Source organism: Streptomyces sp. NPDC021225 (genome assembly GCF_044332865.1).
Taxonomy (GTDB): Bacteria; Actinomycetota; Actinomycetes; order Streptomycetales; family Streptomycetaceae; genus Streptomyces.
The window spans coordinates 357481-384052 of record NZ_JBIRPV010000005.1 but is presented as its reverse complement, the minus strand read 5'-3'; the positions used below and the strand labels follow the sequence as shown (position 1 = coordinate 384052).

26 protein-coding genes and 1 pseudogene are annotated in these 26572 nt (G+C 71.3%); 19 read left to right on the top strand and 8 right to left on the bottom strand.

Annotated elements, in window-relative coordinates; all coding sequences use genetic code 11:
- Nucleotides 1-26: 26 nt before the first annotated feature.
- The 3 genes and pseudogenes from ACH4S9_RS23865 to ACH4S9_RS23855 all read right to left on the bottom strand — a co-directional run.
- A pseudogene (locus ACH4S9_RS23865) lies at nt 27-302 on the bottom strand (hypothetical protein); the annotation flags it as partial.
- A 34-nt stretch (nt 303-336) separates the two neighbouring features.
- The gene (locus ACH4S9_RS23860; RefSeq protein ID WP_398374026.1) at nt 337-537 is read right to left on the bottom strand and encodes a hypothetical protein; all 201 of its coding nucleotides are present in this window, start codon (nt 535-537) and stop codon (nt 337-339) included.
- 56 nt (nt 538-593) lie between these two features.
- The gene (locus ACH4S9_RS23855) at nt 594-2636 is read right to left on the bottom strand and encodes a spermidine synthase (RefSeq protein ID WP_311723539.1); all 2043 of its coding nucleotides are present in this window, start codon (nt 2634-2636) and stop codon (nt 594-596) included.
- Between the two features lie 103 nt (nt 2637-2739).
- Here ACH4S9_RS23855 and ACH4S9_RS23850 point away from each other — a divergent pair, with 103 nt between their 5' ends.
- Entirely contained in the window at nt 2740-3435 is a 696-nt protein-coding gene (locus ACH4S9_RS23850; protein WP_398373781.1) for a hypothetical protein, read from the top strand.
- Here the strand turns inward: ACH4S9_RS23850 and ACH4S9_RS23845 are convergent.
- Nucleotides 3409-4719 (bottom strand): YhjD/YihY/BrkB family envelope integrity protein, encoded by a 1311-nt coding sequence (locus ACH4S9_RS23845; protein ID WP_398374006.1) that lies wholly within the window; start codon nt 4717-4719, stop codon nt 3409-3411. The two genes, ACH4S9_RS23850 and ACH4S9_RS23845, sit on opposite strands and share 27 nt — an antisense overlap.
- Before the next feature lie 354 nt (nt 4720-5073).
- Between ACH4S9_RS23845 and ACH4S9_RS23840 the strand changes: the two genes are divergently transcribed.
- The 13 genes from ACH4S9_RS23840 to ACH4S9_RS23780 all read left to right on the top strand — a co-directional run bounded on the left by ACH4S9_RS23840 (nt 5074) and on the right by ACH4S9_RS23780 (nt 17562).
- Nucleotides 5074-5646 carry a GNAT family N-acetyltransferase gene (locus ACH4S9_RS23840; protein WP_385347506.1) on the top strand — a complete coding sequence of 191 codons (573 nt, stop codon included), beginning with the start codon at nt 5074-5076 and terminating at the stop codon, nt 5644-5646.
- Nucleotides 5647-5775: 129 nt separating this feature from the next.
- Nucleotides 5776-5859 carry a putative leader peptide gene (locus ACH4S9_RS23835; RefSeq protein WP_309471194.1) on the top strand — a complete coding sequence of 28 codons (84 nt, stop codon included), beginning with the start codon at nt 5776-5778 and terminating at the stop codon, nt 5857-5859.
- A 247-nt stretch (nt 5860-6106) separates the two neighbouring features.
- Entirely contained in the window at nt 6107-7804 is a 1698-nt protein-coding gene (locus tag ACH4S9_RS23830) for a nitrite/sulfite reductase (RefSeq protein ID WP_398373779.1), read from the top strand.
- A complete protein-coding gene (locus tag ACH4S9_RS23825) occupies nt 7801-7983 on the top strand; it encodes a hypothetical protein (RefSeq protein ID WP_311723542.1) in 183 nt (60 codons plus the stop codon). The genes ACH4S9_RS23830 and ACH4S9_RS23825 overlap by 4 nt, the downstream gene beginning before the upstream one ends.
- The gene (locus ACH4S9_RS23820; protein ID WP_311723543.1) at nt 7980-8699 is read left to right on the top strand and encodes a phosphoadenylyl-sulfate reductase; all 720 of its coding nucleotides are present in this window, start codon (nt 7980-7982) and stop codon (nt 8697-8699) included. The genes ACH4S9_RS23825 and ACH4S9_RS23820 overlap by 4 nt, the downstream gene beginning before the upstream one ends.
- Entirely contained in the window at nt 8699-9265 is a 567-nt protein-coding gene (cysC, locus tag ACH4S9_RS23815) for an adenylyl-sulfate kinase (RefSeq protein WP_398373778.1), read from the top strand. The genes ACH4S9_RS23820 and cysC overlap by 1 nt, the downstream gene beginning before the upstream one ends.
- Nucleotides 9262-10224 carry a sulfate adenylyltransferase subunit CysD gene (gene cysD, locus ACH4S9_RS23810; RefSeq protein WP_385347516.1) on the top strand — a complete coding sequence of 321 codons (963 nt, stop codon included), beginning with the start codon at nt 9262-9264 and terminating at the stop codon, nt 10222-10224. The genes cysC and cysD overlap by 4 nt, the downstream gene beginning before the upstream one ends.
- Before the next feature lie 2 nt (nt 10225-10226).
- Nucleotides 10227-11564 (top strand): sulfate adenylyltransferase subunit 1, encoded by a 1338-nt coding sequence (locus tag ACH4S9_RS23805; RefSeq protein WP_398373777.1) that lies wholly within the window; start codon nt 10227-10229, stop codon nt 11562-11564.
- A gap of 215 nt (nt 11565-11779) precedes the next feature.
- The gene (locus ACH4S9_RS23800; RefSeq protein WP_311723547.1) at nt 11780-12922 is read left to right on the top strand and encodes an ABC transporter substrate-binding protein; all 1143 of its coding nucleotides are present in this window, start codon (nt 11780-11782) and stop codon (nt 12920-12922) included.
- Between the two features lie 90 nt (nt 12923-13012).
- Nucleotides 13013-13837: an ABC transporter ATP-binding protein gene (locus tag ACH4S9_RS23795; protein ID WP_311723548.1), complete on the top strand. Its 825-nt coding sequence runs from the start codon at nt 13013-13015 to the stop codon at nt 13835-13837.
- Nucleotides 13824-14774, top strand: coding sequence for an ABC transporter permease (locus ACH4S9_RS23790; protein ID WP_311723549.1), 951 nt, complete (start codon nt 13824-13826; stop codon nt 14772-14774). Before ACH4S9_RS23795 ends, ACH4S9_RS23790 begins: the two co-directional genes overlap by 14 nt.
- An 88-nt stretch (nt 14775-14862) precedes the next feature.
- Nucleotides 14863-15621 carry a sirohydrochlorin chelatase gene (locus ACH4S9_RS23785; RefSeq protein ID WP_311723550.1) on the top strand — a complete coding sequence of 253 codons (759 nt, stop codon included), beginning with the start codon at nt 14863-14865 and terminating at the stop codon, nt 15619-15621.
- Nucleotides 15622-15870: 249 nt separating this feature from the next.
- Nucleotides 15871-17562 (top strand): phosphodiester glycosidase family protein, encoded by a 1692-nt coding sequence (locus ACH4S9_RS23780; protein ID WP_398373776.1) that lies wholly within the window; start codon nt 15871-15873, stop codon nt 17560-17562.
- 80 nt (nt 17563-17642) lie between these two features.
- Here the strand turns inward: ACH4S9_RS23780 and ACH4S9_RS23775 are convergent, their stop codons facing one another.
- On the bottom strand, nt 17643-18368 hold the full coding sequence (locus ACH4S9_RS23775; protein WP_398373775.1) for a hypothetical protein: 726 nt from the start codon (nt 18366-18368) through the stop codon (nt 17643-17645).
- Between the two features lie 73 nt (nt 18369-18441).
- Here ACH4S9_RS23775 and ACH4S9_RS23770 point away from each other — a divergent pair, with 73 nt between their 5' ends.
- The 3 genes from ACH4S9_RS23770 (at nt 18442) to ACH4S9_RS23760 (ending at nt 20298) form a co-directional block, all read left to right on the top strand.
- Nucleotides 18442-18960 (top strand): hypothetical protein, encoded by a 519-nt coding sequence (locus ACH4S9_RS23770; protein WP_398373774.1) that lies wholly within the window; start codon nt 18442-18444, stop codon nt 18958-18960.
- A gap of 48 nt (nt 18961-19008) precedes the next feature.
- Nucleotides 19009-19557 carry an exonuclease domain-containing protein gene (locus tag ACH4S9_RS23765; RefSeq protein WP_398373773.1) on the top strand — a complete coding sequence of 183 codons (549 nt, stop codon included), beginning with the start codon at nt 19009-19011 and terminating at the stop codon, nt 19555-19557.
- Nucleotides 19558-19701: 144 nt separating this feature from the next.
- Nucleotides 19702-20298 (top strand): Uma2 family endonuclease, encoded by a 597-nt coding sequence (locus tag ACH4S9_RS23760; RefSeq protein WP_311723555.1) that lies wholly within the window; start codon nt 19702-19704, stop codon nt 20296-20298.
- Nucleotides 20299-20661: 363 nt separating this feature from the next.
- Here the strand turns inward: ACH4S9_RS23760 and ACH4S9_RS23755 are convergent, their stop codons facing one another.
- Nucleotides 20662-22242 carry an Ig-like domain repeat protein gene (locus ACH4S9_RS23755; protein ID WP_311723556.1) on the bottom strand — a complete coding sequence of 527 codons (1581 nt, stop codon included), beginning with the start codon at nt 22240-22242 and terminating at the stop codon, nt 20662-20664.
- Between the two features lie 343 nt (nt 22243-22585).
- Here ACH4S9_RS23755 and ACH4S9_RS23750 point away from each other — a divergent pair, with 343 nt between their 5' ends.
- Complete coding sequence (locus tag ACH4S9_RS23750) at nt 22586-23344, top strand: SGNH/GDSL hydrolase family protein (RefSeq protein WP_398373772.1); 759 nt, start codon at nt 22586-22588, stop codon at nt 23342-23344.
- Nucleotides 23345-23466: 122 nt separating this feature from the next.
- On the opposite strand, the gene ACH4S9_RS23745 is transcribed toward ACH4S9_RS23750, so the two are convergent.
- A complete protein-coding gene (locus ACH4S9_RS23745) occupies nt 23467-24117 on the bottom strand; it encodes a helix-turn-helix domain-containing protein (RefSeq protein WP_311723558.1) in 651 nt (216 codons plus the stop codon).
- 63 nt (nt 24118-24180) lie between these two features.
- Between ACH4S9_RS23745 and ACH4S9_RS23740 the strand changes: the two genes are divergently transcribed.
- Nucleotides 24181-24807: a methyltransferase domain-containing protein gene (locus tag ACH4S9_RS23740; protein WP_361187208.1), complete on the top strand. Its 627-nt coding sequence runs from the start codon at nt 24181-24183 to the stop codon at nt 24805-24807.
- Between the two features lie 148 nt (nt 24808-24955).
- Here ACH4S9_RS23740 and ACH4S9_RS23735 read toward each other — a convergent pair whose 3' ends face one another.
- Complete coding sequence (locus ACH4S9_RS23735; RefSeq protein WP_398374005.1) at nt 24956-26500, bottom strand: MFS transporter; 1545 nt, start codon at nt 26498-26500, stop codon at nt 24956-24958.
- Nucleotides 26501-26572 lie beyond the last annotated feature (72 nt).

Sequence of the window (26572 nt, the reverse complement as noted above, 5' to 3'; positions counted from 1 at the left end):
AGATCCACCAGTGCGGTGGCGCCCCAGCCGTGGGAGAGGCTCTGGCCGTCGTCCGGCGCCTCCCAGGACTCCCAGGTGAAGGTTCCGCCCCGGGCGAGGATGTTGGCCCAGCCGAGCGAGGTGCGGTCGGTGAGCCGGGCCAGCACCTGGTCGTCACGGCCGGCCCGGTGCAGGGCGGTGAGCAGCCAGTTGGCGGTCATCGGGCCCATCTGGAGCTTCAGCGAGGCGAGATGGTCGGCGATGGTGTCCACGGCCGCGTCGGGGGCGATGCCGAAGGCGACGGCGTAGGCGTTGGCGATCTGCGAGGCGTGTGCGGCCGGGCGCGGTCGCCGACGGTCAGGTCGGCGGGGGCAAGGGGCGCGTGGCCGCCGCGCGGCCGGGGACGGCCGTGGACACCACCGGGAGCAGGGCGGCCGCCAGCACGACGCCGAACCGCCGCAGGCCGCCGCCGCTGCTGCCACTACCGCTGCTGCCGCTGCCGGTCTCCCGGCGCCTGGGGACTCTCGATGTCGCCTCCGAAAGCGATACCTGGAACACGGAAATCCGTCAGGCCCCCGGCGGGACCGGGGGCCTGACGGGGTGTGCGGCAGTGGTCAGGGGTGGGCGGTGGGTTCCGCCGTGAGCCGCTCCACCGGCTGCGCCTGGCTCTGGCCGCGGCCGGTGAAGCGCATCGCGACACACGCGCCCGCGTACAGCACGGCGACCAGGAGCAGCAGCGCCTGATAGCCGGTGATCAGGGCGAGGTATTCGAGCGTGCCGCCGACGAGGGCGCCCAGGAGGTTGGCCCCGAAGGCGGACGTGGGGTCGGAGGCCGCCGCCAGCCGGTCGGAGAAGATGATGTTGGCGCAGAAGATCGGGGCGAAGGCCAGCGCGATCGCCGCGACCAGGCGCGCGGCGAAGGGCAGCCCGAGCACCAGATGGGTCGGGACCAGCCAGGACACGGCCAGCGTGGCGAACAGCGCGAGCTGGAGGGCGGTCTGGTTGACGCGGCGCATCCGGCGGCGGACCTCGACGCCGCACAGCACGGCCAGCATGACACCGGCGAAGACGACCGCGTTGACCAGCCAGGTGGTGCCGAAGTAGAGCGCGAACCCGATCACGTTCTTGGTCTCGAGCAGCATGAACGCGGCACCGAGCAGGAACATGTCGGCGTACTTGACGGTGCGTCCGACGCGGACCCCGGTCAGCCGCACCGACACCAGGGTCACCAGCAGGATCGCGCCGAGCACCCCGAGGTAGAGGTTGGGGATGGTGCGGTGCAGCAGGTACGGGAAGGGGTGGTCGTCGGTGGCGGCCGCGGGCACCGGGCCCGAGGGCCGCCAGGCGGTGCGGCACCGCTGGTCGCCCGGGGTGGCGCCGGCAACGAGGATCGCGGCCTTCTTGCCGCCGTAGTGGGTGATGCAGGGCGCGTGCCCGAAGACGTCGGTGATCGTGGAGCCGTAGCGGTCGATCAGCCAGTTCTGCCGGTAGTAGTTGTACATCGCGAACGCGCCGCCGGGGGCCAGATGGCGGTGGGCCGCCTCGAACGCCTGCCGGGTGAACAGATAGCTCTCCAGGCGGAGGTTGCTGGCGCCGGACACCAGGGTCAGGGAGTCCGGCAGCGCGAGGACGACCAGGTCGTAGCGGGCGTCGGTGCGCTCCAGGAAGGCCCGCCCGTCGTCGATGTGGACATGCACCCGGGGGTCGTCGTACGGCCGGTCCGGGTGCAGATCGGCGCCGATCTGCTTGAGCCTGGGGTCGATCTCGACCGCGTCCACCCGCCGGGCGCCGTGAGCGAGCGCCACGGCCACGTCATTGCCGTTGCCGGCGCCGATGACCAGGACGCGGCGGTGCGGATTGGCCGGGGTCTCCTGGTAGGGCCGCTCGTACGGGGAGTCGGAGCGCCGCAGCACCTTCAGCGGCGCGATGCTCTGGTGCGGCACCCCGTTGGCGGAGATCTTGTAGTCGCGGCTGCCGGTGGTCGGCCGGGTGACCTCGATCTTGTAGTACGGGGACCAGGAGATGCCGGTCGCCAGCGACTCCAGCGTCAGCGCCGCCACCACCAAGGCCAGCGGCGCCGCGTATCGGACGGTGTTGCGCCGCCCGCCCAGCACCAGCAGCGCCACCGCGGCGAGCGCCCCCCACGCCACCGACGGGGCGCGCAGCCAGGACAGCGCCGCGAAGGAGAGCGAGCCGCCCAGCGAGCCCAGCAGGTCGTAGCGGTAGGCGTCCAGCGACGGCAGCTGCCGGAACAGGTCCGCCGTCATCTTGCCGAGCGCCGTCATGGTGAGCGCGGCAAGGCCGAACAGGACAGGGAGGGTCACCCACTGGGGCAGCCCGGTGGTCTTCACGGCCGTGAAGTAGATGACCTCGCCGCTGGTCTGCCGCACTTGCACGGGGAACGCCCGCACCAGGACGACGAGGACGGCGAGCGGCACGGGCGCCCAGCGGGTGAGCCACTGCCCGCGCCCGGCCGGGATCAGGAACCCCAGGCCGATCCCGAGGAACGAGCCCAGCAGGATGAAGTTCGAGAAGTAGCTCAGGTGGACGACGTTGGCCCCGGTCCACCTGATCAGCGCCAGCTCGACGAAGAGCATGGTGGCGCTGGCGAGCACCAGCCTCGGGCGCAGGTTCCGCGTTCGAGCGCTGTGATCCATGTCACGAGACGGTGTCATCTGAGCGGGGGCAGGTCGAGCACCCCGGCGGTACGTGCGCCACCTGACCCGCGCCTGTCACCTGATGGGCCCAACCGTGCCGTCGGTGGGGCATGCCACCCTGAACCTCCGTTCGAACGGAATCACGATCTTCGGTGTGGAGGTGGGGTTCGCCATGGGGATGTCCGGCTGCTGGCTCGTGGGGGCGCTGGGTGAGGCGGACGTCGCGGAGCTGGCCCCGCTGGCGGTGCCCGCCATCGAGGCCACCGCGGCCCGGGCGGCGGCGGTGGGGACCTGGGCGCGCTGGGAGCGGGACGCGGAGCGCGGCGGTGGCGCGGTGCCGGTGTGGCGCGAGGACGGCGCCTACAACACCGAGGACGCGCTGCACCTGTACAACCTGGTCGACGACTCGGCCTTCGACGCGATGGACGGCTCGGGGAAGCTCCACATCATGGAGTGGTGGGACCGGATCGACACCGACGCGGTCGAGCCCTTCGTCGAGTCCGTGCGCAAGGACAACCCGGTGGCCGCCCTCTTCCACGGCCTGGGGCCCGAGCGCGCCGGGAAGCTGCCCGGCTGGGCCGGTGACGCCGTCTTCACCGCCGACGAGGTGCGCCGTCGGCTCCCCGCGGCCGAGGCCGCGCTCGCGGTGTCCGGGGCGGAGCGCGAGCGGGCGCTGGCCCGGATCGACGACTGGCCGGGCGAGAAGGAAGCCGAGGCGCTCCTCGACGGGCCGCTGCGGGTGTGGCGGGGGGCGGCCGAGGCCGGGACGGGGCTACTGGCCTCCCGCGTCTGGTTCTGATCCGCCGGTGGCGCTGCGCACCGGCTTCCCGGCGGCGTCGGTCCGGCCGTCGCGCGGGGCGCGCGGTGCGCCCGGGGCGGCCGGCGAGCCCTGGGCGCCCGGGGCGTCCTTGGGCGCGCCGTTCTCGGCTGCGGGCTTCGCCGACGCACCATTCGCCGACGCGCCGTTCTCCGACGCGCCGTTCTCCGACGCCCTCGGCTCCGACGCCCTCGGCTCGGGCGCGCGCTGCTCCGGCGCGCGCTGCTCCGGCGATTGCTGCTCCTGCCGGGCGGCGCGCTTGCCGTGCAGCCGGGAGCGTACGTCGGCGTGCGGCAGGAACTGCGCCCAGCGCTCGGGGAACTCCGAGGGCGGGGTGATCTCCGCCGCCCCGTCGTCCGCGGTGCGCTGCTCCCAGGCCCGCCGCCGGGTCGCCTCCTCCCGGACCCGGGCGGCCGCCTCGGCGCGCCCGGCGGCGGTGGCCACCGACGGCCAGACGCGGTCGATCGCGGCGTTGACGGCGGCGCCCACGAGCACCGCGAAGGCGGACACACCGATCCACAGCAGCACGGCGACGGGCGCGGCCAGCGAGCCGTAGATCGTCGGCCCCTCCACGGTGTGGAGCAGGTAGATACGGAGCAGGAAGCTGCCGAGCACCCATATCGCCAGGGCGACGAGCGCGCCGGGGATGTCCTCCCGCCAGGGCGAGCGCACCGGCACGGAGACGTGGTAGAGGGTGGTGAGGAAGGCGACGGACAGCAGGATGACCACGGGCCAGTAGAGGATCCGTACGAGGTCCCCGCTCGAGGGCACCAGGTCCACCACGGTCTCCGGGCCGATCACCATCAGGGGCAGCGCCACCGCCCCGATGACCAGCGCGACCAGATAGAGGAGAAAGGACAGCAGCCGGGTCCTGACGATCCCGCGGCGGCCTTCGAGCCCGTACATGATGGTGATGGTGTCGACGAAGACGTTGACCGCGCGGGAGCCGGACCACAGGGCGATGGCGAAGCCGAGCGAGATGACGTCGGGGCGGCCGCCCCTGATGACGTCGTCCAGCAGCGGCCGGGCGATCTCCCGGACCCCCTTGTCGGAGAGCACGGTCCCCGAGGCGTTGAGGATGTTCTGCCGGATGGTGGCCACGGTGTCGGTGTTGGTCCACGCGTCGAAGTAGCCGAGCAGCCCGATCAGGCCGAGCAGCAGCGGCGGCAGAGACAGGAGGGTGAAGAAGGCGGCCTCGGCGGCCAGGCCGGTGACCCGGTACTCCATGCAGGAGTTGACGGTGTCCTTCAGCAGCAGCCAGACCATCCTGCGCTTGGACACGTTTCGGTACAAGGCGCGCGCCTTGTAGAGCCGACCGGACGGCTTCGACGGTTCTTTCCCTGGCTGCACCTTCTCACGGTATCCGCCCCGGGGTGCCCGGCGGCGCCCGGTGTTTCCCTCCGTGACCAGCCGGTGACCAGGCCGGACGGTGCGTGGCCGGGGCCTGGGCCGGGCCGGCGGAGGGGATGCCGCGCCGACTCGGTACCGCCCTCCGCCGCGCCCACTGTCCGTGCGGGGTACAGCCATAGGCAAAGGTTGCGCGGCGTTGCAACGCGCCGCCCGCCGGGCAGCGCGCGCCCGCCCCGGGCACCCGGCGGCGGTCGTGATTGGCTGTGCTCCATGAGCATCACGGTCACCACCTGGTCCCTGGAGCAGACCTCGCCCGCGGACCTCGCCCCGGCGCAGGAGCCGCCCGCCTCCGCGGGGGTGTGGATCGTACGGGCCGAGATCCCCAGCCCGGAGTTCAACCGCTTCCTCTACACGTCGGTGGGCGCGGACGTGGCCTGGACGGACCGGCTGGGCTGGACGCCCGACCGGTGGCGGGAGTTCCTGGAGCGGCCCGGGGTGGAGACCTGGGTCGCGTACGAGCGCGGCACCCCGGCCGGATACATCGAGCTGGAAGGGCAGGACGAGGGCGTGGTCGAGATCGCGTACTTCGGGCTGCTGCCCGCCTTCCGGGGCCGGCGCATCGGCGGGCACCTGCTGTCCTGGGGCACCGGCCGGGCCTGGGACCTGTCCGAGCGCTGGGCCGGGCGGCCGCCGACCAAGCGGGTGTGGGTGCACACCTGTAGCAAGGACGGGCCGCATGCGCTGGACAACTACCGGCGGCGCGGATTCCGGGTCTTCGACACCAAGGTCGACACAGAGGCCGACGCCGGGGGCGACACCAGGGCCGACGCCGGGGCCGAGTAGGCCGGTCTTTCCCCCCGGCGAGGGGCGGCACACGTGACCAAGGACACATCGTCTCACGATGCGGGACAGAGTCGTCCAAATATTGGATGATGGTGGACTGCCCTGAGACCCCCATGCCACGCTTCCCTCATGTCTCGAGCTGGAATTGCCTTGGTGAGTCGGCGACACGTCGATCTCGGCCGCATGTCCAGCGCGATCTGTCCAGCGGGCTGAGGCTGTACCCGTAGTCGGGCCTCCGTCCTGGACGCCACCGCCAGCAGCGCAGCTTTCCCCGCCGCCCCCGACGTCGTGGGCGAGCGCGCACGTCTCGCACTCTCCCCGCCTCCTTAACCTCTGCACCCCGCGCCCCGCGCCCTCTGCCGCAACGCCGTGCCCGCCTGCACAAAAGCGCAGGTCACCGAGGGTGCGCTGACGAGTACCGCCCGCCGCACCAGAGCCGCTCAGAAGGACACACACCGCCATGGCCGCCACCCCGGACCGCCCCAGCGCAGCCACGCCCCGCCGCAAGGCCGGACGCCACCGCGGCGAGGGCCAGTGGGCCGCGGGTCACTTCACCCCGCTCAACGCCAACGAGCAGTTCAAGAAGGACGACGACGGTCTCAATGTGCGGACACGCATTGAGACGATCTACGCCCACCGCGGCTTCGACGCCATCGACGGCGCCGACCTGCGCGGACGTATGCGCTGGTGGGGCCTCTACACCCAGCGCAAGCCCGGCATCGACGGCGGCAAGACCGCCATCCTGGAGCCGGAGGAGCTGGACGACGAGCACTTCATGCTGCGCGTCCGTATCGACGGCGGGCGGCTGACCACCGAGCAGCTGCGGGTCGTCGGCGAGGTCTCGCAGGAGTTCGCCCGCGGCACGGCGGACATCACGGACCGGCAGAACGTCCAGTACCACTGGATCCGGATCGAGGACGTGCCCGAGATCTGGCGTCGGCTGGAGGCCGTCGGCCTGTCGACCACCGAGGCCTGCGGCGACACTCCGCGCGTCATCGTCGGCTCACCGGTCGCCGGGATCGCCGAGGACGAGATCATCGACGGCACCCCGGCCATCGACGAGATCCACCGCCGCTTCATCGGCACCAAGGAGTTCTCCAACCTTCCGCGCAAGTTCAAGACGGCCATCTCCGGCTCGCCGGTGCTCGATGTCGTCCACGAGATCAACGACATCGCGTTCGTCGGCGTGCGCCACCCCGAGCACGGCCCCGGCTTCGACCTGTGGGTCGGCGGCGGTCTTTCCACCAACCCGAAGATCGGCGTCCGGCTCGGCGCCTGGGTCCCGCTGGAGGAGGTCCCGGAGGTCTGGGCGGGGGTCATCGGCATCTTTCGCGACTACGGCTACCGGCGGCTGCGCACCCGCGCCCGGCTGAAGTTCCTGGTCGCCGACTGGGGCGCGGAGAAGTTCCGCCAGGTGCTGGAGGACGAGTACCTGAAGCGCAAGCTGGCCGACGGCCCCGCGCCCGCGCAGCCGGTGCAGCGGTGGCGCGACCACATCGGCGTGCACCGCCAGCAGGACGGCCGCTACTACGTCGGCTTCGCGCCGCGCGTCGGCCGCGTGGACGGGGCCACCCTCACCAAGATCGCCGAGCTGGCCGAGGCACATGGCTCCGGCCGCGTCAGGACCACCGTCGAGCAGAAGATGATCGTGCTCGATGTCGAGCAGGACCGGGTCGACTCGCTCGTCGCGGGTCTGGAGGCGCTGGACCTCCAGGTCACCCCGTCGACGTTCCGGCGCGGCACCATGGCCTGCACCGGCATCGAGTTCTGCAAGCTCGCGATCGTCGAGACCAAGGCGCGCGGCTCCTCGCTGATCGACGAGCTGGAGCGCCGGCTGCCCGAGTTCGACGAGCCCATCACCATCAACCTCAACGGCTGCCCGAACGCGTGCGCGCGCATCCAGGTCGCCGACATCGGCCTCAAGGGCCAGCTGGTCATGGACGACAACGGCGAGCAGGTCGAGGGCTACCAGGTCCACCTGGGCGGCGCGCTCGGCCTGGAGCCCGGCTTCGGCCGCAAGGTGCGCGGCCTCAAGGTCACCTCCGCCGAACTCCCCGACTACATCGAGCGCGTGCTGCGCCGCTTCGAGGAAGAGCGGGAAGAGGGCGAGCGGTTCGCGACGTGGGCGTCGCGGGCCAGTGAGGAGGCCCTCTCATGAGCGAGCGTGCGGCGCCTTTTTACTGCCCGTACTGCGGGGACGAGGACCTGCGCCCCTCCGAGGAAGGCCACGGGGCGTGGGAATGCGCGTCCTGCAACCGCGCGTTCCGGCTGTCGTTCCTCGGGCTGCTGGCCAAGGGCCTGCGGCGCGAACACGGCGAAGGGGGCACGGCGATATGACCGAGCACGTGGACCTCGACGAGTCCGGCGACCCCGCGCACCTGGAGCGGCTCGCCGAGCGCGCGGGGCGCGAGCTGGAGGACGCCCCGGCGCTGGAGATCCTGCGCTGGGCGGCCGACACCTTCGGGCCGCGCTTCTGTGTCACCTCCTCGATGGAGGACGCGGTGGTGGCCCATCTGGCCTCCCGCGTCCTGCCCGGCGTCGATGTCGTCTTCCTCGACACCGGCTACCACTTCCCCGAGACCATCGGCACCCGTGACGCGGTGGCGGCCGTGATGGACGTCAACGTCATCACGCTCACCCCCCGCCAGACCGTGGCCGAGCAGGACGCCGAGTACGGCCCGAAGCTGCACGACCGGAACCCGGACCTGTGCTGCGCCCTGCGCAAGGTCAAGCCGCTGGAGGAGGGGCTGCGCGGCTACGCCGCCTGGGCGACCGGGCTGCGCCGCGACGAGTCCCCGACCCGCGCCAACACCCCGGTCGTCGGCTGGGACGCCAGGCGCGGCAAGGTCAAGGTCTCCCCCATCGCCCGCTGGACGCAGGCGGACGTGGACGCGTACGTCGACGAACACGGCGTGCTCACCAACCCCCTGCTGATGGACGGCTATGCGTCCGTGGGGTGCGCGCCCTGCACCCGGCGGGTACTGGAGGGCGAGGACGCGCGCGCCGGCCGCTGGGCGGGCCGCGCCAAGACCGAGTGCGGGCTGCACGGCTGATGGCTGACCAGGAGAACCAGATGAGCGTGACAGAGCAGGGCGCCACGGTATGGCTCACCGGTCTGCCGAGCGCGGGCAAGACGACGATCGCCTACGCGCTGGCCGAGCGGCTGCGCGGCGAGGGGCACCGGGTGGAGGTGCTGGACGGCGACGAGATCCGCGAGTTCCTCTCCTCCGGCCTCGGCTTCTCCCGCGCGGACCGGGACACCAACGTCCAGCGGATCGGCTTCGTGGCCGAGCTGCTGGCCTCCAACGGCGTCAAGGTCCTGGTGCCGGTCATCGCCCCGTACGCGGACAGCCGCGAGACGGTCCGCAAGCGCCACCAGAGCGAGGGCACGGCCTATCTGGAGGTGCACGTCGCCACGCCGGTGGACGTGTGCGCCGAGCGGGACGTCAAGGGGCTGTACGCCAAGCAGGCGGCGGGCGAGATCTCCGGGCTGACCGGGGTCGACGACCCGTACGAGGCCCCCGAGGTCCCGGACCTGCGCATCGAGACGCACGGGCAGGGCGTCCAGGAATCCGCCGCGGCGCTGAGAGCGCTGCTGGGTGAGAGGGGACTGGCATGACGACCGTGGCTCAGGTCAACGGGACGGGACCCGGCTCGGAGGACGGCGACGGCGACGGCGCCCTCTACACGCTGTCGCACCTGGACTCGCTGGAGTCCGAGGCGGTGCACATCTTCCGCGAGGTGGCGGGCGAGTTCGAGCGGCCGGTGATCCTGTTCTCCGGCGGCAAGGACTCCATCGTCATGCTGCATCTGGCGCTCAAGGCGTTCGCCCCGGCACCGGTGCCCTTCTCACTGCTCCACGTCGACACCGGGCACAACTTCCCCGAGGTCCTGGAGTACCGGGACCGCGCGGTGGCGGCCCACGGGCTGCGCCTCCATGTGGCCTCCGTCCAGGACTACATCGACCGCGGGGTCCTCAAGGAGCGCCCCGACGGCACCCGCAACCCGCTCCAGACGCTGCCGCTGACGGAGAAGATCCAGGCCGAGCGGTTCGACGCGGTGTTCGGCGGCGGGCGCCGCGACGAGGAGAAGGCCCGCGCCAAGGAGCGGGTGTTCTCGCTGCGGGACGAGTTCTCGCAGTGGGACCCGCGCCGCCAGCGCCCCGAGCTGTGGAACCTGTACAACGGCCGCCACGCGCCGGGCGAGCACGTCCGCGTGTTCCCGCTGTCCAACTGGACCGAGCTGGACGTGTGGCAGTACATCGCCCGCGAGAACATCGAGCTGCCGGAGATCTACTTCGCCCATGAGCGCGAGGTCTTCGCGCGGGGCGGCATGTGGCTGACCGCGGGCGAGTGGGGCGGGCCCAAGGACGGCGAGACCGTCGAGAAGCGGCAGGTCCGTTACCGCACCGTCGGCGACATGTCCTGCACCGGCGCGGTCGACTCGGACGCCACCACGCTCGACGCCGTCATCGCCGAGATCGCCGCCTCCCGGCTCACCGAGCGCGGCGCCACCCGCGCCGACGACAAGCTGTCCGAGGCCGCCATGGAGGACCGCAAGCGCGAGGGGTACTTCTAAGCATGACCACGACCACGGAGCTCTCCGAGACGACCCTTCTGCGGTTCGCCACCGCCGGTTCGGTCGACGACGGCAAGTCCACCCTCGTCGGCCGTCTTCTGCACGACTCCAAGTCGGTCCTCGCCGACCAGCTGGAGGCCGTGGAGCGCGCATCGGCCAACCGGGGCCAGGAAGGCCCGGACCTCGCGCTGCTCACCGACGGCCTGCGCGCCGAGCGCGAGCAGGGCATCACCATCGACGTGGCGTACCGCTACTTCGCCACGCCCCGGCGCCGGTTCATCCTCGCCGACACCCCCGGCCATGTGCAGTACACCCGCAACATGGTCACCGGCGCCTCCACCGCCGAGCTCACGGTGATCCTGGTCGACGCCCGCAACGGCGTCGTCGAACAGACCCGCCGCCACGCCGCCATCGCGGCCCTGCTGCGCGTCCCGCACGTGGTCCTCGCGGTCAACAAGATGGACCTCGTCGGCTACCGGGAGCCGGTTTTCGCCACGATCGCCGAGGAGTTCACGGCCTACGCCACCGAGCTCGGCATCCCCGAGGTCACCGCCATCCCGATCTCGGCGCTGGCGGGTGACAACGTGGTGGAGCCGTCCGCCACCATGGACTGGTACGGCGGCCCGACCGTCCTCGAACACCTGGAGACCGTCCCGGTCAGCCACGACCTGGCGCACTGCCACGCGCGGCTGCCCGTGCAGTATGTGATCCGTCCGCAGACCGCCGAGCACCCGGACTACCGGGGCTACGCGGGCCAGATCGCGGCCGGTTCGTTCCGCGTCGGGGAGCGGGTCACGGTGCTGCCGTCCGGCCGTACGACCACGATCTCGGGCATCGACCTGCTGGGCGAGCCGGTCGACGTGGCCTGGACGACGCAGTCGGTGACCGTCCTGCTGGAGGACGACATCGACGTCTCGCGCGGCGATCTGCTCGTGCCGAGCAAGGACGCGCCACCGGCCACGCAGGACATCGAGGCGACGGTCTGCCATGTCGCGGACCAGCCGCTGACGGTGGGCCACCGGGTGCTGCTCAAGCACGGCACGCGCACCGTGAAGGCCATCGTCAAGGACATCCCGTCCCGGCTGACGCTGGACGACCTGTCCCTGCACCCGCACCCGGAGCAGCTCGTGGCCAACGACATCGGCCGGGTGAAGATCCGTACCGCCGAGCCGCTGCCGGTGGACTCCTACGCCGACTCGCGCCGCACCGGATCGTTCATCCTGATCGACCCGGCCGACGGCACCACACTGACGGCGGGCATGGTGGGCGACTCGTTCGCGACCGCCACCCCGGCCACGGCCGACGACGACACGTCCGATGACGACGGATGGGACTTCTGATCATGTCCGGTGATGTCTTCTCCACCTTCGCGAAGGAGGGCGGCCGCGTCGGCAGCGGCGCCCTCGGCAGTGGACAGGGAGGGGTCGGCCGATGTGCCAGCTGACCCGCTCGTTCCCCGTTCCCCCGCCGTATCGCAAGCGGCGTAACCGAAGACCAGCCGAACTGCCGGGCGTCCCCTGACGCTGTCCCCGGCCCTCCGAGAGGAACTCCTCCCGTGCCCGTCGACCGCACCACGCACCCGCGCCCGGCCTTCAGCCGGCGCACCCGCCTCTTCGCGGCAGCCGCCGCCCTCCCGCTGCTGATCGGCGCGCTGGGCGCCTGCGGCTACGGCTCAAAGAAGGACGACACGGGAGACAAGGCCGTCCCCGCCGCCGGCGGCAAGAAGATCGACGGCCTGGACAAGGTGAGGATCGGCTACTTCGCCAACCTCACGCACGCCACCGCGCTGGTGGGCCTGCGCGACGGCGGGCTGATCCAGAAGGAGCTGGGCGGCACCGAGATCCAGCCGTTCGTCTTCAACGCGGGCCCGTCCGAGATCGAGGCGCTCAACGCGAACTCCATCGACATCGGCTGGATCGGCCCCTCGCCGTCCATCAACGGCTATGTGAAGTCGCACGGCAAGAACCTCAAGATCATCGCGGGTTCGGCGTCCGGCGGGGTCAAGCTCGTCGTCAACCCGAAGAAGATCAAGACGCTGGACGACGTCAAGGGCAAGAAGATCGCCACCCCGCAGCTCGGCAACACCCAGGACGTGGCGTTCCTCAACTGGATCGCCGAGAAGGGCTGGAAGGTCGACGCCCAGAGTGGCAAGGGCGATGTCTCCGTGGTCCGCACGGACAACAAGGTGACCCCCGACGCCTACAAGTCCGGCGCGATCGACGGCGCCTGGGTGCCCGAGCCCACCGCCTCCAAGCTGGTCGCCGAGGGCGGCAAGGTGCTGCTGGACGAGTCCACCCTGTGGCCGGACAAGAAGTTCGTCATCACCAACGTGATCGTCCGGCAGGACTTCCTGAAGAAGCACCCGGACGTCGTCGAGGCGGTGCTGCGCGGCTCGGTGAACACCAACGCGTACATCAAGGCCAACCCCGACAAGGCGAAGTCCGAGGCCAACGCCGCCCTCGAGGCGGAGACCGGCAAGGGGCTCCCGGCCGAGGTGATCGACCCGGCGTGGAAGAGCATCCAGGTCACCGACGACCCGCTGGCCTCGACCCTGGACACCGAGGCGGAACACGCGGTCAAGGCCGGGCTCCTGGAGAAGCCCGACCTCAAGGGCATCTACGACCTGACCCTGCTCAACAAGGTCCTCAAGGCGGAGGGCAAGCCGACGGTCTCCGCCGCGGGGCTCGGCACCCAGTAGCCGCCGGCCGCCCGCGTGCGCACGCATCGCGTACGCGGGCCCCCGTACGCACGCCCATACGCACGTACGCACCCATCAGGAGGTGACCGGATGTCCCCGGCACTGACCACCGACAAGGCCGACCGGGCGGGCGCGGCCGCGGCGGCCGCGGCAGGCCCCTCGGATTCCTCCGGAGCTGTCCGGATCAACCACGTCCACAAGGCGTTCGGCCGCCCCGGCGCCGCACAGCCCGTGCTCGACGACATCAGTCTCGATGTGCGGCCGGGCGAGTTCGTGTGCATCCTGGGCGCCTCCGGCTGCGGCAAGTCGACGCTGCTCAACCTGGTCGCCGACCTGGACAGGCCGACCGCCGGGTCCATCGAGGTCCCGGGCGGCCGGCCGGCCCTGATGTTCCAGGAGCACGCGCTCTTCCCCTGGCTGACCGCGGGCAAGAACATCGAGCTGGCGCTGCGTCTCGGCGGCGTGCCGCGCGCCGAGCGCAGGCCGAAGGCGGAGCAGCTGCTGGAGCTGGTGCGGCTGGGCGGCGCGCACGGCAAGCGGGTGCACGAGCTGTCCGGCGGCATGCGGCAGCGCGTGGCGCTCGCCCGCGCGCTGGCGCAGGACTCCAGCGTGCTGCTGATGGACGAGCCGTTCGCCGCGCTCGACGCCATCACCCGCGATGTGCTGCACGGCGAACTGACCCGCATCTGGAGCGAGACGGGCGTCTCGGTCCTGTTCGTCACGCACAACGTGCGCGAGGCGGTGCGCCTGGCCCAGCGCGTGGTGCTGCTGTCCTCGCGGCCGGGGCGGGTCGTCCGGGAGTGGACGGTGGACATTCCGCAGCCGCGCCGGATCGAGGACGCGGCCGTCGCGGACCTGTCCATCGAGATCACCGAAGAACTGCGTGGGGAGATCCGCCGTCATGGCCGGCACTGAGATCACCGGCGAATCGCCGAAGACCACGGCCGCCGTGGCGAAGACGGAGCTTGAGAAGGAGCCGGGAAAGCAGACCAGCCAGGACCTGGCGGGCCTGGAGGCCGGGCTCGACGCGCTGGACGCGGTGCAGATCCGGCGCACCTCGCCCGCCGAGGTGCTGGTCCAGAAGGTGCTGCCGCCCATTGTGGCGATCGCGCTGATCCTGGCCGTGTGGAAGGCGCTGGTCTGGGCGAAGGTCACCGACGACTACAAGCTCCCCGACCCCAAGCTGGTCTGGGACGCGCTGGAGCAGCTGTGGCTCCGCGGCGAGCTGCTCGACATCGTCTGGACGAGCGTCTCGCGCGGCCTGTTCGGCTTCCTCATCGCGCTGGCGATCGCCACCCCGCTGGGGCTGATCGTCGCCCGGGTGAAGGTGATCCGCGCCGGGATCGGCCCGATCCTCTCCGGGCTCCAGTCGCTGCCCTCGGTCGCCTGGGTGGCGCCCGCGGTGATCTGGCTGGGCCTCAACGACCGGATGATGTACGCCGTGATCCTGCTCGGCGCGGTCCCCTCGATCGCCAACGGCCTGGTCTCCGGCATCGACCAGGTGCCGCCGCTGTTCCTGCGCGCCGGACGCACGCTCGGCGCCCGGGGCCTGGTCAGCGCCCGGCACATCCTGCTGCCCGCCGCGCTGCCCGGGTATGTCGCCGGGCTCAAGCAGGGCTGGGCGTTCTCCTGGCGCTCGCTGATGGCCGCGGAGATCATCGCCAAGTCCCCCGACCTGGGGCTCGGGCTCGGCCAGTACCTGGAGAACCAGCGCAACAACTCCGACATGGCGGGGGTGCTGCTCGGCATCATCATGATCCTGTTCGTCGGGATCGCGATCGAGCTGCTGATCTTCGCCCCGATCGAGCGGCGGGTGCTGCGGAGCCGGGGCCTGCTGGTGAGCACCCACTGACACCCCGTCCTGACGACCCCGCCCGTAGCCCGGCCACCCCGCCCGTAGCCCCCCGCCCGCCCTCGTAAGGAATCCGGTAACGCATCCCGTGACCCCCTCTCCCCCCGTCCTGCTGGTCATCGCCCACGGCAGCCGCGACCCGCGCCACGCGGCGACCGTCGCCGCGCTGTGCGCGCGGGTGCGGTCGCTGCGGGCGGGGCTTCGGGTGGAGGCGGCGTTCCTGGACTTCAACGCGCCGAGGGTGGGGCAGGTCCTGGACCGCCTGGCTGCGGAGGGCGCCCGCGATGTGGTCGCCCTCCCGCTCCTCCTCACCCGCGCCTTCCACGCGAAGGCCGACATCCCGGCGGTGCTGCGCGAGACGACGGCCCGCCACCCGGGCCTGCGGGTCCGGCAGGCCGAGGTGCTCGGCCCCTCGCCGCTGCTGATCAGCGCCCTGGAGCGGCGGCTGTACGAGGCCGGGCTGCGGCCCGGCGACCGAAGCTCGACCGGGGTCGTCCTGGCCTCGGCGGGCTCCACCGACCCGGAGGCGATCGCGGTGATCGCAGAAATCGCGCGGGAGTGGCGGCACACCGGTTGGTGCGCCGTGCGGCCCGCGTTCGCCTCCGCCACTCTCCCCCGCACCGAGGACGCGGTCCGCGCGCTGCGCGCCGAGGGCGCCCGCCGCGTGGCCGTCGCCCCGTACGTCATCGCCCCCGGCCGCCTCCCGGACCGCATCGCGCACGGCGCGCGGGAGGCGGGTGCGGACGTCCTGGCGGGCGTCCTGGGCCCGGCCCCGGAGCTGGCCCGGCTGCTGCTGCGCCGCTACGACGAGGCGGGGGCCCGGAAGCTGACGGCGCTCACCGCCTGACCGCGCGGTCCCGTCCCTGTTCATCACTCATTCGGGCTACTCTCCCGCTCCGCCTCAGAGGGACGCCCGGCCCCGGCGGGGCTTGGGGTCCGACGGGGTTCGGCCACCTCCGCCCCGTGCGATTCACCGCGTCTTCCGTGTCCCGTCCCCCGCCCGTCCCGCATCCTTGTCAGCCCGGCCCCCGGACACCGCTGGACTTGCCTCCCACACATCAGGACGTTGCAGGACGCCGACGCCCCAGGGGATGCCATGCGCACTGAACACGCCCCCCGTCCACTCGGAACCGACATGGTCGGCACGGCCGACAGAGCAGCCCGCCGCGGCGCCCGCAGGCGGGGCGCGATCGCGGTGGCCGCCACCATCGCGCTGACGGTCATCAACCCCTGGGCGGTGCCCGGGCCGGCGCAGGCGGCCACGCCCGCGGCGGCGAAGCCCGCCCCAACCGCCGCCGCGAAGTCCGTCACCGACTGGACGACGCGGACCGTGGCCCCGGGCGTCGAACTGCGCACCGGCGTCATCAAGGACCCCGACGCCAAACCCTCCTGGACGGTCACCATCCAGGCCCCCGCCGTCAACCGGCTGACCGGCGCCCCGACGTCCGCCCCGCTCTCCACCCGCGCCTGGGCCGACGACACCGCGCGGCGGCTGCGGGACGCCGGTCTCGAGCCGCGCCTGGAGCAGGTCCGCTGGCCCGCGTACGCGGACACGCCGAGCGGCACGATGGGCTGGCGGGTGCGCGTGGGCTCGTACGCCACCGCGGAGGGCGCCCAGAGCACCAGCCAGAAGGTGTCCGCGAGCGGCCTGCGCCCGGCCGTGGAGTGGACCGGCTACGACGTGCAGCAGCCGGCCGACCGGGAGAGCGTGCACGTCGCGGTCATCGACTCGGCCGCCTTCACCGGCACCGTCGCGGGCACGCACAACGGCGATGTCGCGGACCGCGAGACGACCTCCTCCGTCGCCGCGAAGGTCGGCTCCCTGATCGGCGTCAACGGCGGCTTCTTCATCACCTCGGACGCCGACGGCGTCCAGGGCACCATGGCCGGAATCGGCGCCTACGACGGCGAACTCCAGTCGATGGCCGCCGGCTCACGGGCCGCGCTGATCCTCGATGACGGCGGCCGGAACCCCCGTATCGCGGACCTGACCACCACGGTCACCGCCCGCGCCGGAACCGCCGGCTACGCGGTGGAGGGCATCAACCGGGTGCCCGGGAAGGTGCGCAACTGCGGCCGCCCAGGCGCCACCCCCACCGAGGAGCCCCGCCAGGACCTCACCTGCGCCAAGACCGACGACCTGGTGAAGTTCACGTCGTCGTTCCGCGCCGACCTGCCCACCGGCCCCGGCGTCCAGGCGGTGCTCGACGCCGACCACCGCGTGGTGTCCGTCGGCGCGCGCGGCGGCAAGGTCCCGTCCGGCGGCTCGGTGCTCCAGGGCATCGGCGGCGGCGCCGACTGGCTCACGGCCCACGGCCGCGCGGGCGAGCCCATATCCGTCGAGGAGGTCATCCGCGACACCGCCGGCCGGCAGGTCGAACTCGGCCCCGACGACAGCGTCGTCAGCGCCGCGCCCACCCTGGTCGAGGACGGCCGGAACGCCGTCGACGCCGCCACCGAAGGCATGCTCGACCCCCAGGACCTCTCCTTCGGCTACGCCTGGTCCAACGGACGGCAGCCCCGCACCATGGCCGGGATCGACAAGCAGGGACGGCTGATCCTCGCCACGGTGGACGGGCGGCAGCCCGGCGTCAGCGAGGGCTTCACGCTCGTGGAGGGCGCCGACTTCATGCGCTCCCTGGGTGCGGAGCAGGCTCTCAACCTGGACGGCGGCGGCTCCAGCGCCATGGCCGTGAACGGCGGGCTCGTCAACGCCCCCTCGGACGTGGCGGGCGAGCGCGCGGTGGGCGACACGGTCCAGGTGCTTCCGGCGGGCGCGGGACGGTGACTTCGTGGTGGATATGAGACGACGACACGCCGTGGCATCGGCGTGTCGCTGTCTCATATCCACCACAAACCGCAGACCTCCTACACCAGCAGATCCAGCCCCTTGTACCCGATGCCGGGAGCATTGAGGGCCAGCCAGCCGTGGCCCCGCATCGCGGTGCCCGGGCCGACCTTCGTGGGGTCGACGGACAACCGCCCGCACGCGTACGCCGCCCGCGCCGTGCCCTCGTGGGGCTCGGCCTCGTAGTACTCCGGGTCGTAGTCCTCGTCGTCGACGACCAGGTCCTCCCACGGCAGCGGCTCGCCGATCCACTCGGGGTCGCTCTCCGCCGCGTAACGCCGCCGGATCCGCCCCTTCTCCGCCACCACCCAGATGTCCGCCCCGGCCGCCTGGTCCTCGAAGAACATCTGCGCCTCGCCGCAGTGCTCGCTCAGCCGCTCCACCGCGCCCATCCACTCGTCCCAGCCCTCGCCGACCACACTGATGAGGTTGCCGTAGATCAGCCGCCAGCCGTCCAGCTCCGGGGTGATGAACACGGGCAACGCGCCCCGGCGCCACGGCATGTCGTCCACATCGACACCCTCCTCCAGCGTGACCGGGAACCGGTCGTGCAGCTCCAGCGCCTCGAACACCCCCTCGTACGCCGCGCCCGGCACCGCGTACCACCATCCGCGCGGTTCCACCCGAAACGGCTTCTCCCCACTGGCCTTGATCAGCGCGCGACGCTCCAGCAGCGTCTTGTCGCGGGCGTCGAGGCGGTCGATGAGTCCGGTGGCGAGGATTTGGCGAAGCCTGTCGTTCGTCATGTCGGACGACCCTAATAGGCTGGGCAGACAGCTGATGCGGGACCATGGTCATGACCCGTGAGGAGGGCTTGCCATGCGGAGTCTGCTGCGCCGGTGGTGGACGACGGCCGCCGCCGTGACCGTCGCGGTGATCGGCGCTCTTCTGCTGTCAGGACAGATCAAACACGTATGGGACGGCCACTCCGAACTGGCCGCGCTGCGCGCCCACGGACTGCACGCGCGGGCCGAGGCGTCCCTGTCCACCGCCTGCTCCCAGGGGCGGGGCATCAGCTGCGAGACGTCGTCGGTGTGGCTCGATTTCGTCGACGCCGACGGCGATCCGGTCAGCGTGCCGGAGACGGCGATCGACGGCTCGCTCTATGTCCCGCACGGCCACCGGGACGCCGAGGACCGCGTGGCGACGACCGTCGTCTACAACCGTGAAGACCCCTACCAGGCCCAGCCCGCCGGGGCCCTCGACCAGAGCGTCCTCGACCTCGCGGCCCACCGCTGGCTCGCCCTCACCATCGCGCTCGCCCTGCTCGGCGCGGGCATCGCCGGCACCGTCGCCGCATGGCCGCCGCCCCGCCTGGCCCACCGGCCCCCCGCCTGACGGCAATTCGCGTGCCTCCCGCCACGCCCCCGTGATTCGCTACCCCGCATGGCAAGACTGCGACTCGACCGCGTCCTCGTCGTGGACGTCGAAGCGACCTGCTGGGACGGCCCCACCCCCGAGGGCATGGAATCCGACATCATCGAGATCGGCCTGTGCGAACTCGACGTCGCCACCGGCGAACGCTCCGGCCGCCGCTCCCTGATGATCCGCCCCGAGCGCTCCACGGTCAGCCCCTTCTGCACCGAACTGACCACCATCACCCCCGAACAGGCCGCCGACGGCCTCGAATTCGCCGAAGCCTGCGAGATCCTGCGCGACGAGCACGGCGCCGGGCACCGCGTATGGGCGAGCTGGGGCGAGTACGACCGCGCCCAGTTCACGCGCCAGTGCGAGGCGACCGACACCCGCTATCCGTTCGGCACCCGGCATCTCAACGTCAAGAATCTGTATTCGCTGATGCACTCCCTCGACCGCGAACTGGGCATGGCCGGGGCCCTCCACCACGCCGGGCTCCCCCTGGAGGGCACACACCACCGGGGCGTGGACGACGCGTGGAACATCGCGGGGCTGCTGGCGGGGTTGCTCAGACGGTGAACCGCGGCCCTCTCGCGGGTGACCACCTCACTCCAAAGAGTGATAAGCATGCCTTTCGACGCATGCTAGCGGCTCGGGCTGGAAGTCTCGGCGAATGTCAGAACTGCGTGCCATGCTGGAGTCCAAGAACACGAGGAGGCGGTGATGGCAGTCATGAGCGTCGAAAATATGCGAGTCGACGATCACGAAGGCCCTTGGACAGTTGAGGACGTCCTCGCGCTCCCGGAGCACCCTGCACGCGCCCGCTATGAGCTCGTGGACGGTGTCCTCATGATGTCCCCTGCACCCTCCTGGGACCACCAGATCGTGTCCTCGGAGTTGCACAGCCAGATCAAGGCTGCCCTGGTTCGGTCCGCCGCGCCCTTTATTTCCGCCGAGGCAGTGAACGTGACGGGGGAATCCCGACTGTTCATCCCCGACATCGCCATCGCCGACCGCGCCGCAGTCCAGCGCGGGACGCTGGCCGTGCCGCTCGAAGCGGTCCTCCTGCTCGTCGAGATCGTGTCGCCGAGCAACCAGTCCACCGACCGCATCCTCAAGCCCGCCCTCTACGCCCAGGCGAAGGTGCCGGCCTACTGGCGGGTCGAGCTCGAGCCTCAGGTGCGGGTTGTGGCGCACGAGTTGTCGGTCGACACCTACCGCGAGGTGGCCACGGTCACGGGCAATGAGTCCATCCAGATCGCCGGAGAGTTCAGCGTCGAGCTGGACGTCGCCGCGCTGCTCGGCGACCTGGCGGGCTGAGCGCCTCACGGCTACCCCGCCAGCACGCCCACGGCCAGCGCCAGTACGGCGATCAGTACGGTCAGGGCGCCCCCGAAGGCCGCCCCCGCGCGCAGCAGCGAGGCGTGCGCGTCCGCCCCGCCGCGAGGAGGCTCGGGTCAGCGACACTGGAAGTCGTACGAGACCTGCATGAGCCCTGGGCTCCCGCTCTGGCCTCAGCTGGGGTTGTGTGTGGCGCACGGCCGGAGCCCCGCACGGGCCCGTTGGACCGGCGAAGGGTCCCAGAGGCGTTCCGCGGGGCAGTGACGGCGATGTGCCCGGCCTCGCAGCGAGACCGGGCACCTCCCCAGTGATGCTGGGCGATCTGTTCAGACTCCGGGGCGCCTAGGTGACCGTCAAAGTCACCGGCCCACCCGGCATCGGGGTGCCGTTCGGGAAGCCGAAGGACGAGGACTTGCGCGCCTGGTCGGACAGGCGCAGAGCGACGGTGTACGTCCCGGGGGCCACGTCGGAGGGAAGTGGGAAGGAGAAGGTCAACGGGCCGCTGAAGGTCACTGAGGTACCGCCGAACACGGCCGGGATCCGCTGCCCCGAGGAGTCGATCAGGTAGACGTCGTAGTTGTTGACACCCGCGGTGGTGCCCGAGACGTTGACGGTGAGGCGGATGTCCGTGAAGTGGTCCGTTGCCGGGATGGTGGTGGGCGAGAGCGTGGCCTGGTCGATCTCGGGCAGCACCGTGTCGGGTGCCGAAGCGATCGTCAGACCGGTCTCCGGTGCGCCGAACTGCGAGCCGTACAGGGCGACGTTCCCGGCGTTGTCCGTGATGATCAGGCCGGTGACGTGGCAGGTGAAGACCCCCCGCGGCACCTGGTAGTTCACCGAGACGGTCCCGTCCGCCGCGGTCGTTGCCGTGGTGGAGGTCTGCCGACAGCCGTTGGCACTGTTGGTGTTCACGACCGCCGATGCGACCTCGCCCTGGTCCCCGTGGGGCCGGAAGCCGACCTTGATCGTCCGGGCGCCGTGCCAGGTGTCGACCGGGTTCGGCGTCGCCGTGAAACCGTCCGCGGAGAGCACGTCGTTGGAGGTGACGTGGACAGGGGCGGCTGAGAGGTTGTTGTAGGTGCTGGTGTTGCCCGCGTTGTCGGTGAGCTCGACCTTCGAGACGGTCCACGTGCCCGATGCCGCGTGCGCGGGGAAGGTCACGGACACGCGGCAGGACCCGGCGTATGTCTGGCCCCAATCGATGGAGCCACACCCCTGGTAGCCCTCGTACCAGGTCCACTCGATCGCGAACGAGCCGGTCAGGTGCTGCCCGCCGGGGCCGGTCACCGTCAGGGTGCCGCCGGAAATGCCGGCCTGGGCGTCGTACACATCGAGCTCGTAGGTCATGCTCGACGAGTCCTCGCCGGCGTAGACGTACGGCTCCTGTTCGCTGTTCACCGCAAGGTCGTCGTACGTCGGACCCTGCGCGTCGGCGAGCGTCTTCGCCTCGAACGTGCTGTGGAACGCACCCAGCTCGGCGGCGCCCCAGTCCAGCGAGGTGCCCTGGTTGTCCCAGGCCTCTAAGCGGGTAACGGCCCAGGTGACCGACGTCCCGGCCGCGTACTGCGGAACGGCCAGGGTCCACTCATAAGTAGCCTCCTGAGGCGTCGAACCGGGCACCACGGTGATGTCCTGGCCAGAGGAGCCCACGTCATAGGTCCCGACCAGCGGCACGCCCAGGTACGTACCGGCCGTCGCGCCCTGGCGGCGCAGGTAGACCCGCGCGCTCATGCCGTCGGTCTCTGGGGTGGTATCCGTCATCGTCCAGCGGAGCGTGACGGTCTCGCCGCCAGGCGTCGCGTCCACTGCGGACGGGGTGAAGTCCATGTCGGTCACGGCCATGGTGCCCGTCTCCTGCGCCGCCGCGGTCCCCGTGATCGGCGTCAGGGCCAGCGCGAGCCCCACCCCGATCGCCGCGATCATCCGTCTTATTTGTATGCGCAACTCTGGTCCCCTCATTCTGTTTTCCGTCGTGTCCCCGTACTCGGGGCAAACGGACTGTAACAGTGCGGTCACTGATCTGTTCCGCTGCGCCCGTGCCGGCTCGTCATTGCCCACCACCAGCATCTGGGCCCGGTTGATGCCGCCCGGAGCCGTCACCCAGAGCCCCCGCCCCCGGGCGCAAACGCTATGGCGCGTCTTGACTCTTGCCGACCGAAAAAGTTCGGAACACACTCCGGAATGTTTCATCACCGTTGCCGGAAGTCACCAGAGATCGAGAGGCGGCACCATGGTTCCGTTACCAAGGAAGACGATCACGAGGCGGATGAGACGCCTGGTCACCAGCTCCATCGCTCTCGCGGCCCTGATCTTCGCACTGATCACCACAACGGGCACCGCCCACGCCGCACTCGCCACACCCACCGCACCGGCCGCCGGAGTGCGCGTCACGCCGCTCGGCGACTCGATCACCGACGGTTTCAACGTGCCGGGCGGCTACCGCGTCGACCTCTGGCAGAAGTTCGTGGCAGCCGGCCGCAACGTCGACTTCGTCGGCTCCATGTCCAACGGTCCGAGCGGTCTCGGCGACCGGGATCACGAAGGCCACTCCGGGTGGACGATCGGCCAGATCGACAGCAATGTCGTGAACTGGCTCCGCACCTACACCCCGCACACCGTGCTCCTGCACATCGGCACCAATGACATGTACGGGAGCGACCCCGCCGGAGCACCGGCCCGGCTCTCCACCCTGCTCGACCACATCACCGCCACGGCCCCCGATACGGAGGTCTTCGTGGCGACGATCGTCCCCATCTCCTTCGCCGACCCGACCGTCCGCACCTTCAACGCGGCGATCCCCGGGATCGTGCAGAGCAAGGTGAACGCCGGCAAGCGCGTCCATCTGGTTGACATGTACCGGGCACTCACGACCGCCGACCTGGCGGACGGAGTGCACCCGAACGCGGGCGGCTACAGCAAGATGGCCAACGTCTGGTACAGCGCACTCCTCTCCGTGCCCGGCAGCATGGGCGCCAGAGGCCCGTCACGGACGCAGGGAGCACCCCAGGCGGCCACGGCACGGTAGCCACTGAGGGAGTACCGGCCCCGGCACCGGACAAGGGCCGGGGCCGGGGCCGGACTCGGGTTCCACATGGTCGGGACCGGCCGGAGGCTGGATGATTGATGCGTCTTTCGGCCTGCTAAGCCTTACTCACGGTCGGCGCAGAGGTCAGCGGTCAGCGCCGCACAGGCCCACTCCTCCCAGGCGTCGGGGGACCAGCCGCGGTCGCGGACGAAGACCAGGTACAGCTCGGGGCTGAGCAGACCGTACAGCAGGTCGGCAGCGCGGGTGACGTCGACGTCGGCGCGGGCGTCGGGCTTGGAGGTCAGCGCCTCAGCTGCGGCGTACTGGACGGTGTAGCGCGGGTCGGGGTCAGTGGGCCACTGCGCGGCGATCTCCGGGTCGGTGGCCGCGGCGGCGGCGATCAGCGGCATGATCGGGGCGACGCGACCGAGGATCTCGCGCACGCCCCGTACGTGGGCGCGCAGTTGTCCGGCCGCAGTGGGCTCGGCGCACGCGCTGCGGAACCAGTCTCGGTCCATCGTGGCGACCGGTTCGGCATCGCCGGCGATGGACGTGTCGACGACGTCCTTGAACAGCGCGCGCTTGTTGCGGAACACGAAATACACGGTCTGGACGGCCACGCCCGCGCGGTCTGCGACCTCCTGAAGGCTCGTCGCCCCATACCCCTGCGCGACGAACAGATCCCGCGCCGCCGCGACGATCTTCTCGCGGGTGCGCCGCGAGCGCTCGGCCCGCTTGTCGGGGCGCTTGTCGGATCCCTTGACGGCAGCCATGCCGGGAGTCTATCTCTAGAGCCAGACACTAGAGTCGAACTCTAAATTCTTGGAGGGGTAGCGGTGAGCGATATACGGACGGCTGCGGAGCTCGACCAAGAGGCGGCCGTACGCCGCTCGTTGGAGGACTACTACCGGGACGGCAAGCCGCCGTGGGACAGCGGCGTCACACCACCCGAGCTGGTGGACCTGGTAGAGGGGCCTGGCGCACTGACGCCCGGTCACGTCCTCGAACTCGGCTGCGGCACCGGGACCAACGCGGTGTACCTGGCTCGGCACGGCTGGCGGGTGGCGGCCGTCGACCTGGTCGACCGCGCGGTCCGTCAGGCCCGGAAGAAGGCCGACGCGGCGGGGGTGGACGTTACGGTGCTGTGCGGGGACGCCACCCGGCTCGACGAGGTAGGCGTGCTCGGCCCGTACGATCTGTTCTTCGACCTGAGCTGCTACTGCGGCATTCCGCCGCACCGCCGCGACGCCTACGCCGCCGGTCTCACGACGCGAGCCGCCCCGGGAGCGCAGTTGCTGATGTTCGGGTACGGCCCCGAGGCGTTCGACGACCCGATCTCCGGCGTTACTGCGGACGAGCTCCGCGCCAAGTTCGCCGGGTGGCAACTGACCGACGTGACGCCTGGTACGAACCCGGTCCCGACCTTCTGGTTCACGCTGCACCGCACCTCCGCCGCGGCGTGAGGGGCGTCGTGGACACCGAACCGTCCGCGGCGGAGCTGCTACGGCTGATGGACAACACCCTCGTGCCGTGCGGAGCATCCCGGAAACGCAGCCTCATCGCCTACGACCACGTCAAGCCGAAGACCGGCACGCATAGCACATCAATCAGCTAGCCCGCGTGGACCGGCACCGCGACGGCCCCGGCCTCGCGGTCGCCGCCCGCCGGGCCGCCGGTCGCCGCGTCGGCCTGCCGGCCCGGCGCCTTGGCGTTGATGAACACGCCCGCGACCACCGCGGCCAGCAGCATGACGCCCGCGGAGATCCAGGTCGCCACGGAGTAGCCGTGCACCGTCGCCTCCGCCAGTGCCGCCTTCGCCTGCGGTGTCCGCTGGGTGGGGTCGACCCGGTGGTCCGTCAGCCAGTCCGTGGTCACGCCGGCCGCGATCGTGTTCAGCAGCGCGGTGCCGACCGACCCGCCCACCTGCTGCATGGTGTTGAGGGTCGCCGAGGCGGCCCCCTGCTCCTGCGGAGCGACGCGGGCGGTGGCCGTGGAGATGGCCGCCATGAAGGTGGCGCCCATGCCGAGGCCCATCAGGCAGATGCCGGGCAGGACGTGGCCGAGGTAGCCGGCGTCGACGTCCATGGAGGCGAGGAAGGCCAGGCCGCCGGCGGCCAGCGCCAGGCCGGGCATGATCAGCGCCCGGGCCGGCACCTTCTGGAGCAGCCGCGCCGAGATCTGCGTGGAGCCGATGATCATGCAGACGGTCATCGGCAGATAGGCCACACCGGTCTTCAGCGGCGACCAGCCCTTGATCCCCTGAAGGTAGTAGGTGAGGAACAGGAAGACGCCGAACATGGCGATCGTGACCAGGGCCATCGTCAGATAGGCGCCCGCCCGCTGGCGGTCCTTGACGATGTGCAGGGGCAGCAGCGGGGTCCGGGCGCGGGTCTGCCACCGTGCGAAGATCCCGAGGACCACCACGCCGCCGATCAGCAGGGTCAGCACCCGGGCGTCGTCCCAGTCGCGGGACTCGGCCTCGCTGAAGCCGTAGACGATGGACAGCACACCGGCAGTGCCCAGCACGGCGCCGAGGATGTCCAGCCGACCGCCGGTCCTGCGGCCCGGGTCCTTGAGCACCACGATCGCGCCGATCACCGCGACGGCGGCCACCGGGGCGTTGACGTACAGGCACCAGCGCCAGTCGAGGTACTCGGTCAGGAAGCCGCCGAGCAGCATGCCGATGGCGCCGCCGGCACCGGCGATGGCGCCGAACACACCGAATGCCTTGCCGCGTTCGCGCGGGTCGGTGAAGGTCGTGGTCATCAGGGACAGCGCGGCGGGGGCCAGCAGCGCGGCGAAGGCGCCCTGGAGGGCTCGGGCCGCGAAGAGCATGCCGGGGCCGGTGGCGGCGCCGCCGAGCGCGGAGGCCCCGGCGAAGCCGATCAGGCCGATGATGAAGTTGCGCTTGCGGCCGAACAGGTCGCCGAGGCGGCCGCCGAGCAGCAGCAGGCCGCCGAAGGCGAGGGTGTAGGCGGTGATGGCCCACTGCCGGTTGCCGTCGGTCAAGCCGAGGTCCTGCTGGGCGGACGGCAGGGCGATGTTGACGATGGTCATGTCCAGCACCACGATCAGCTGGGCGAGGGCGATGACCACCAGGCCCCACCAGCGGCGGGGGTCGGGGGGCGGCGGGTCTCCCCCCTTGTCCAGCAACATGTCGCGGCGTTCGGGGCCGGTTTCAGGCAGGGCTGTGTGGGCCATGTGTCGGGCTACCTTCTCCGTGTGCGT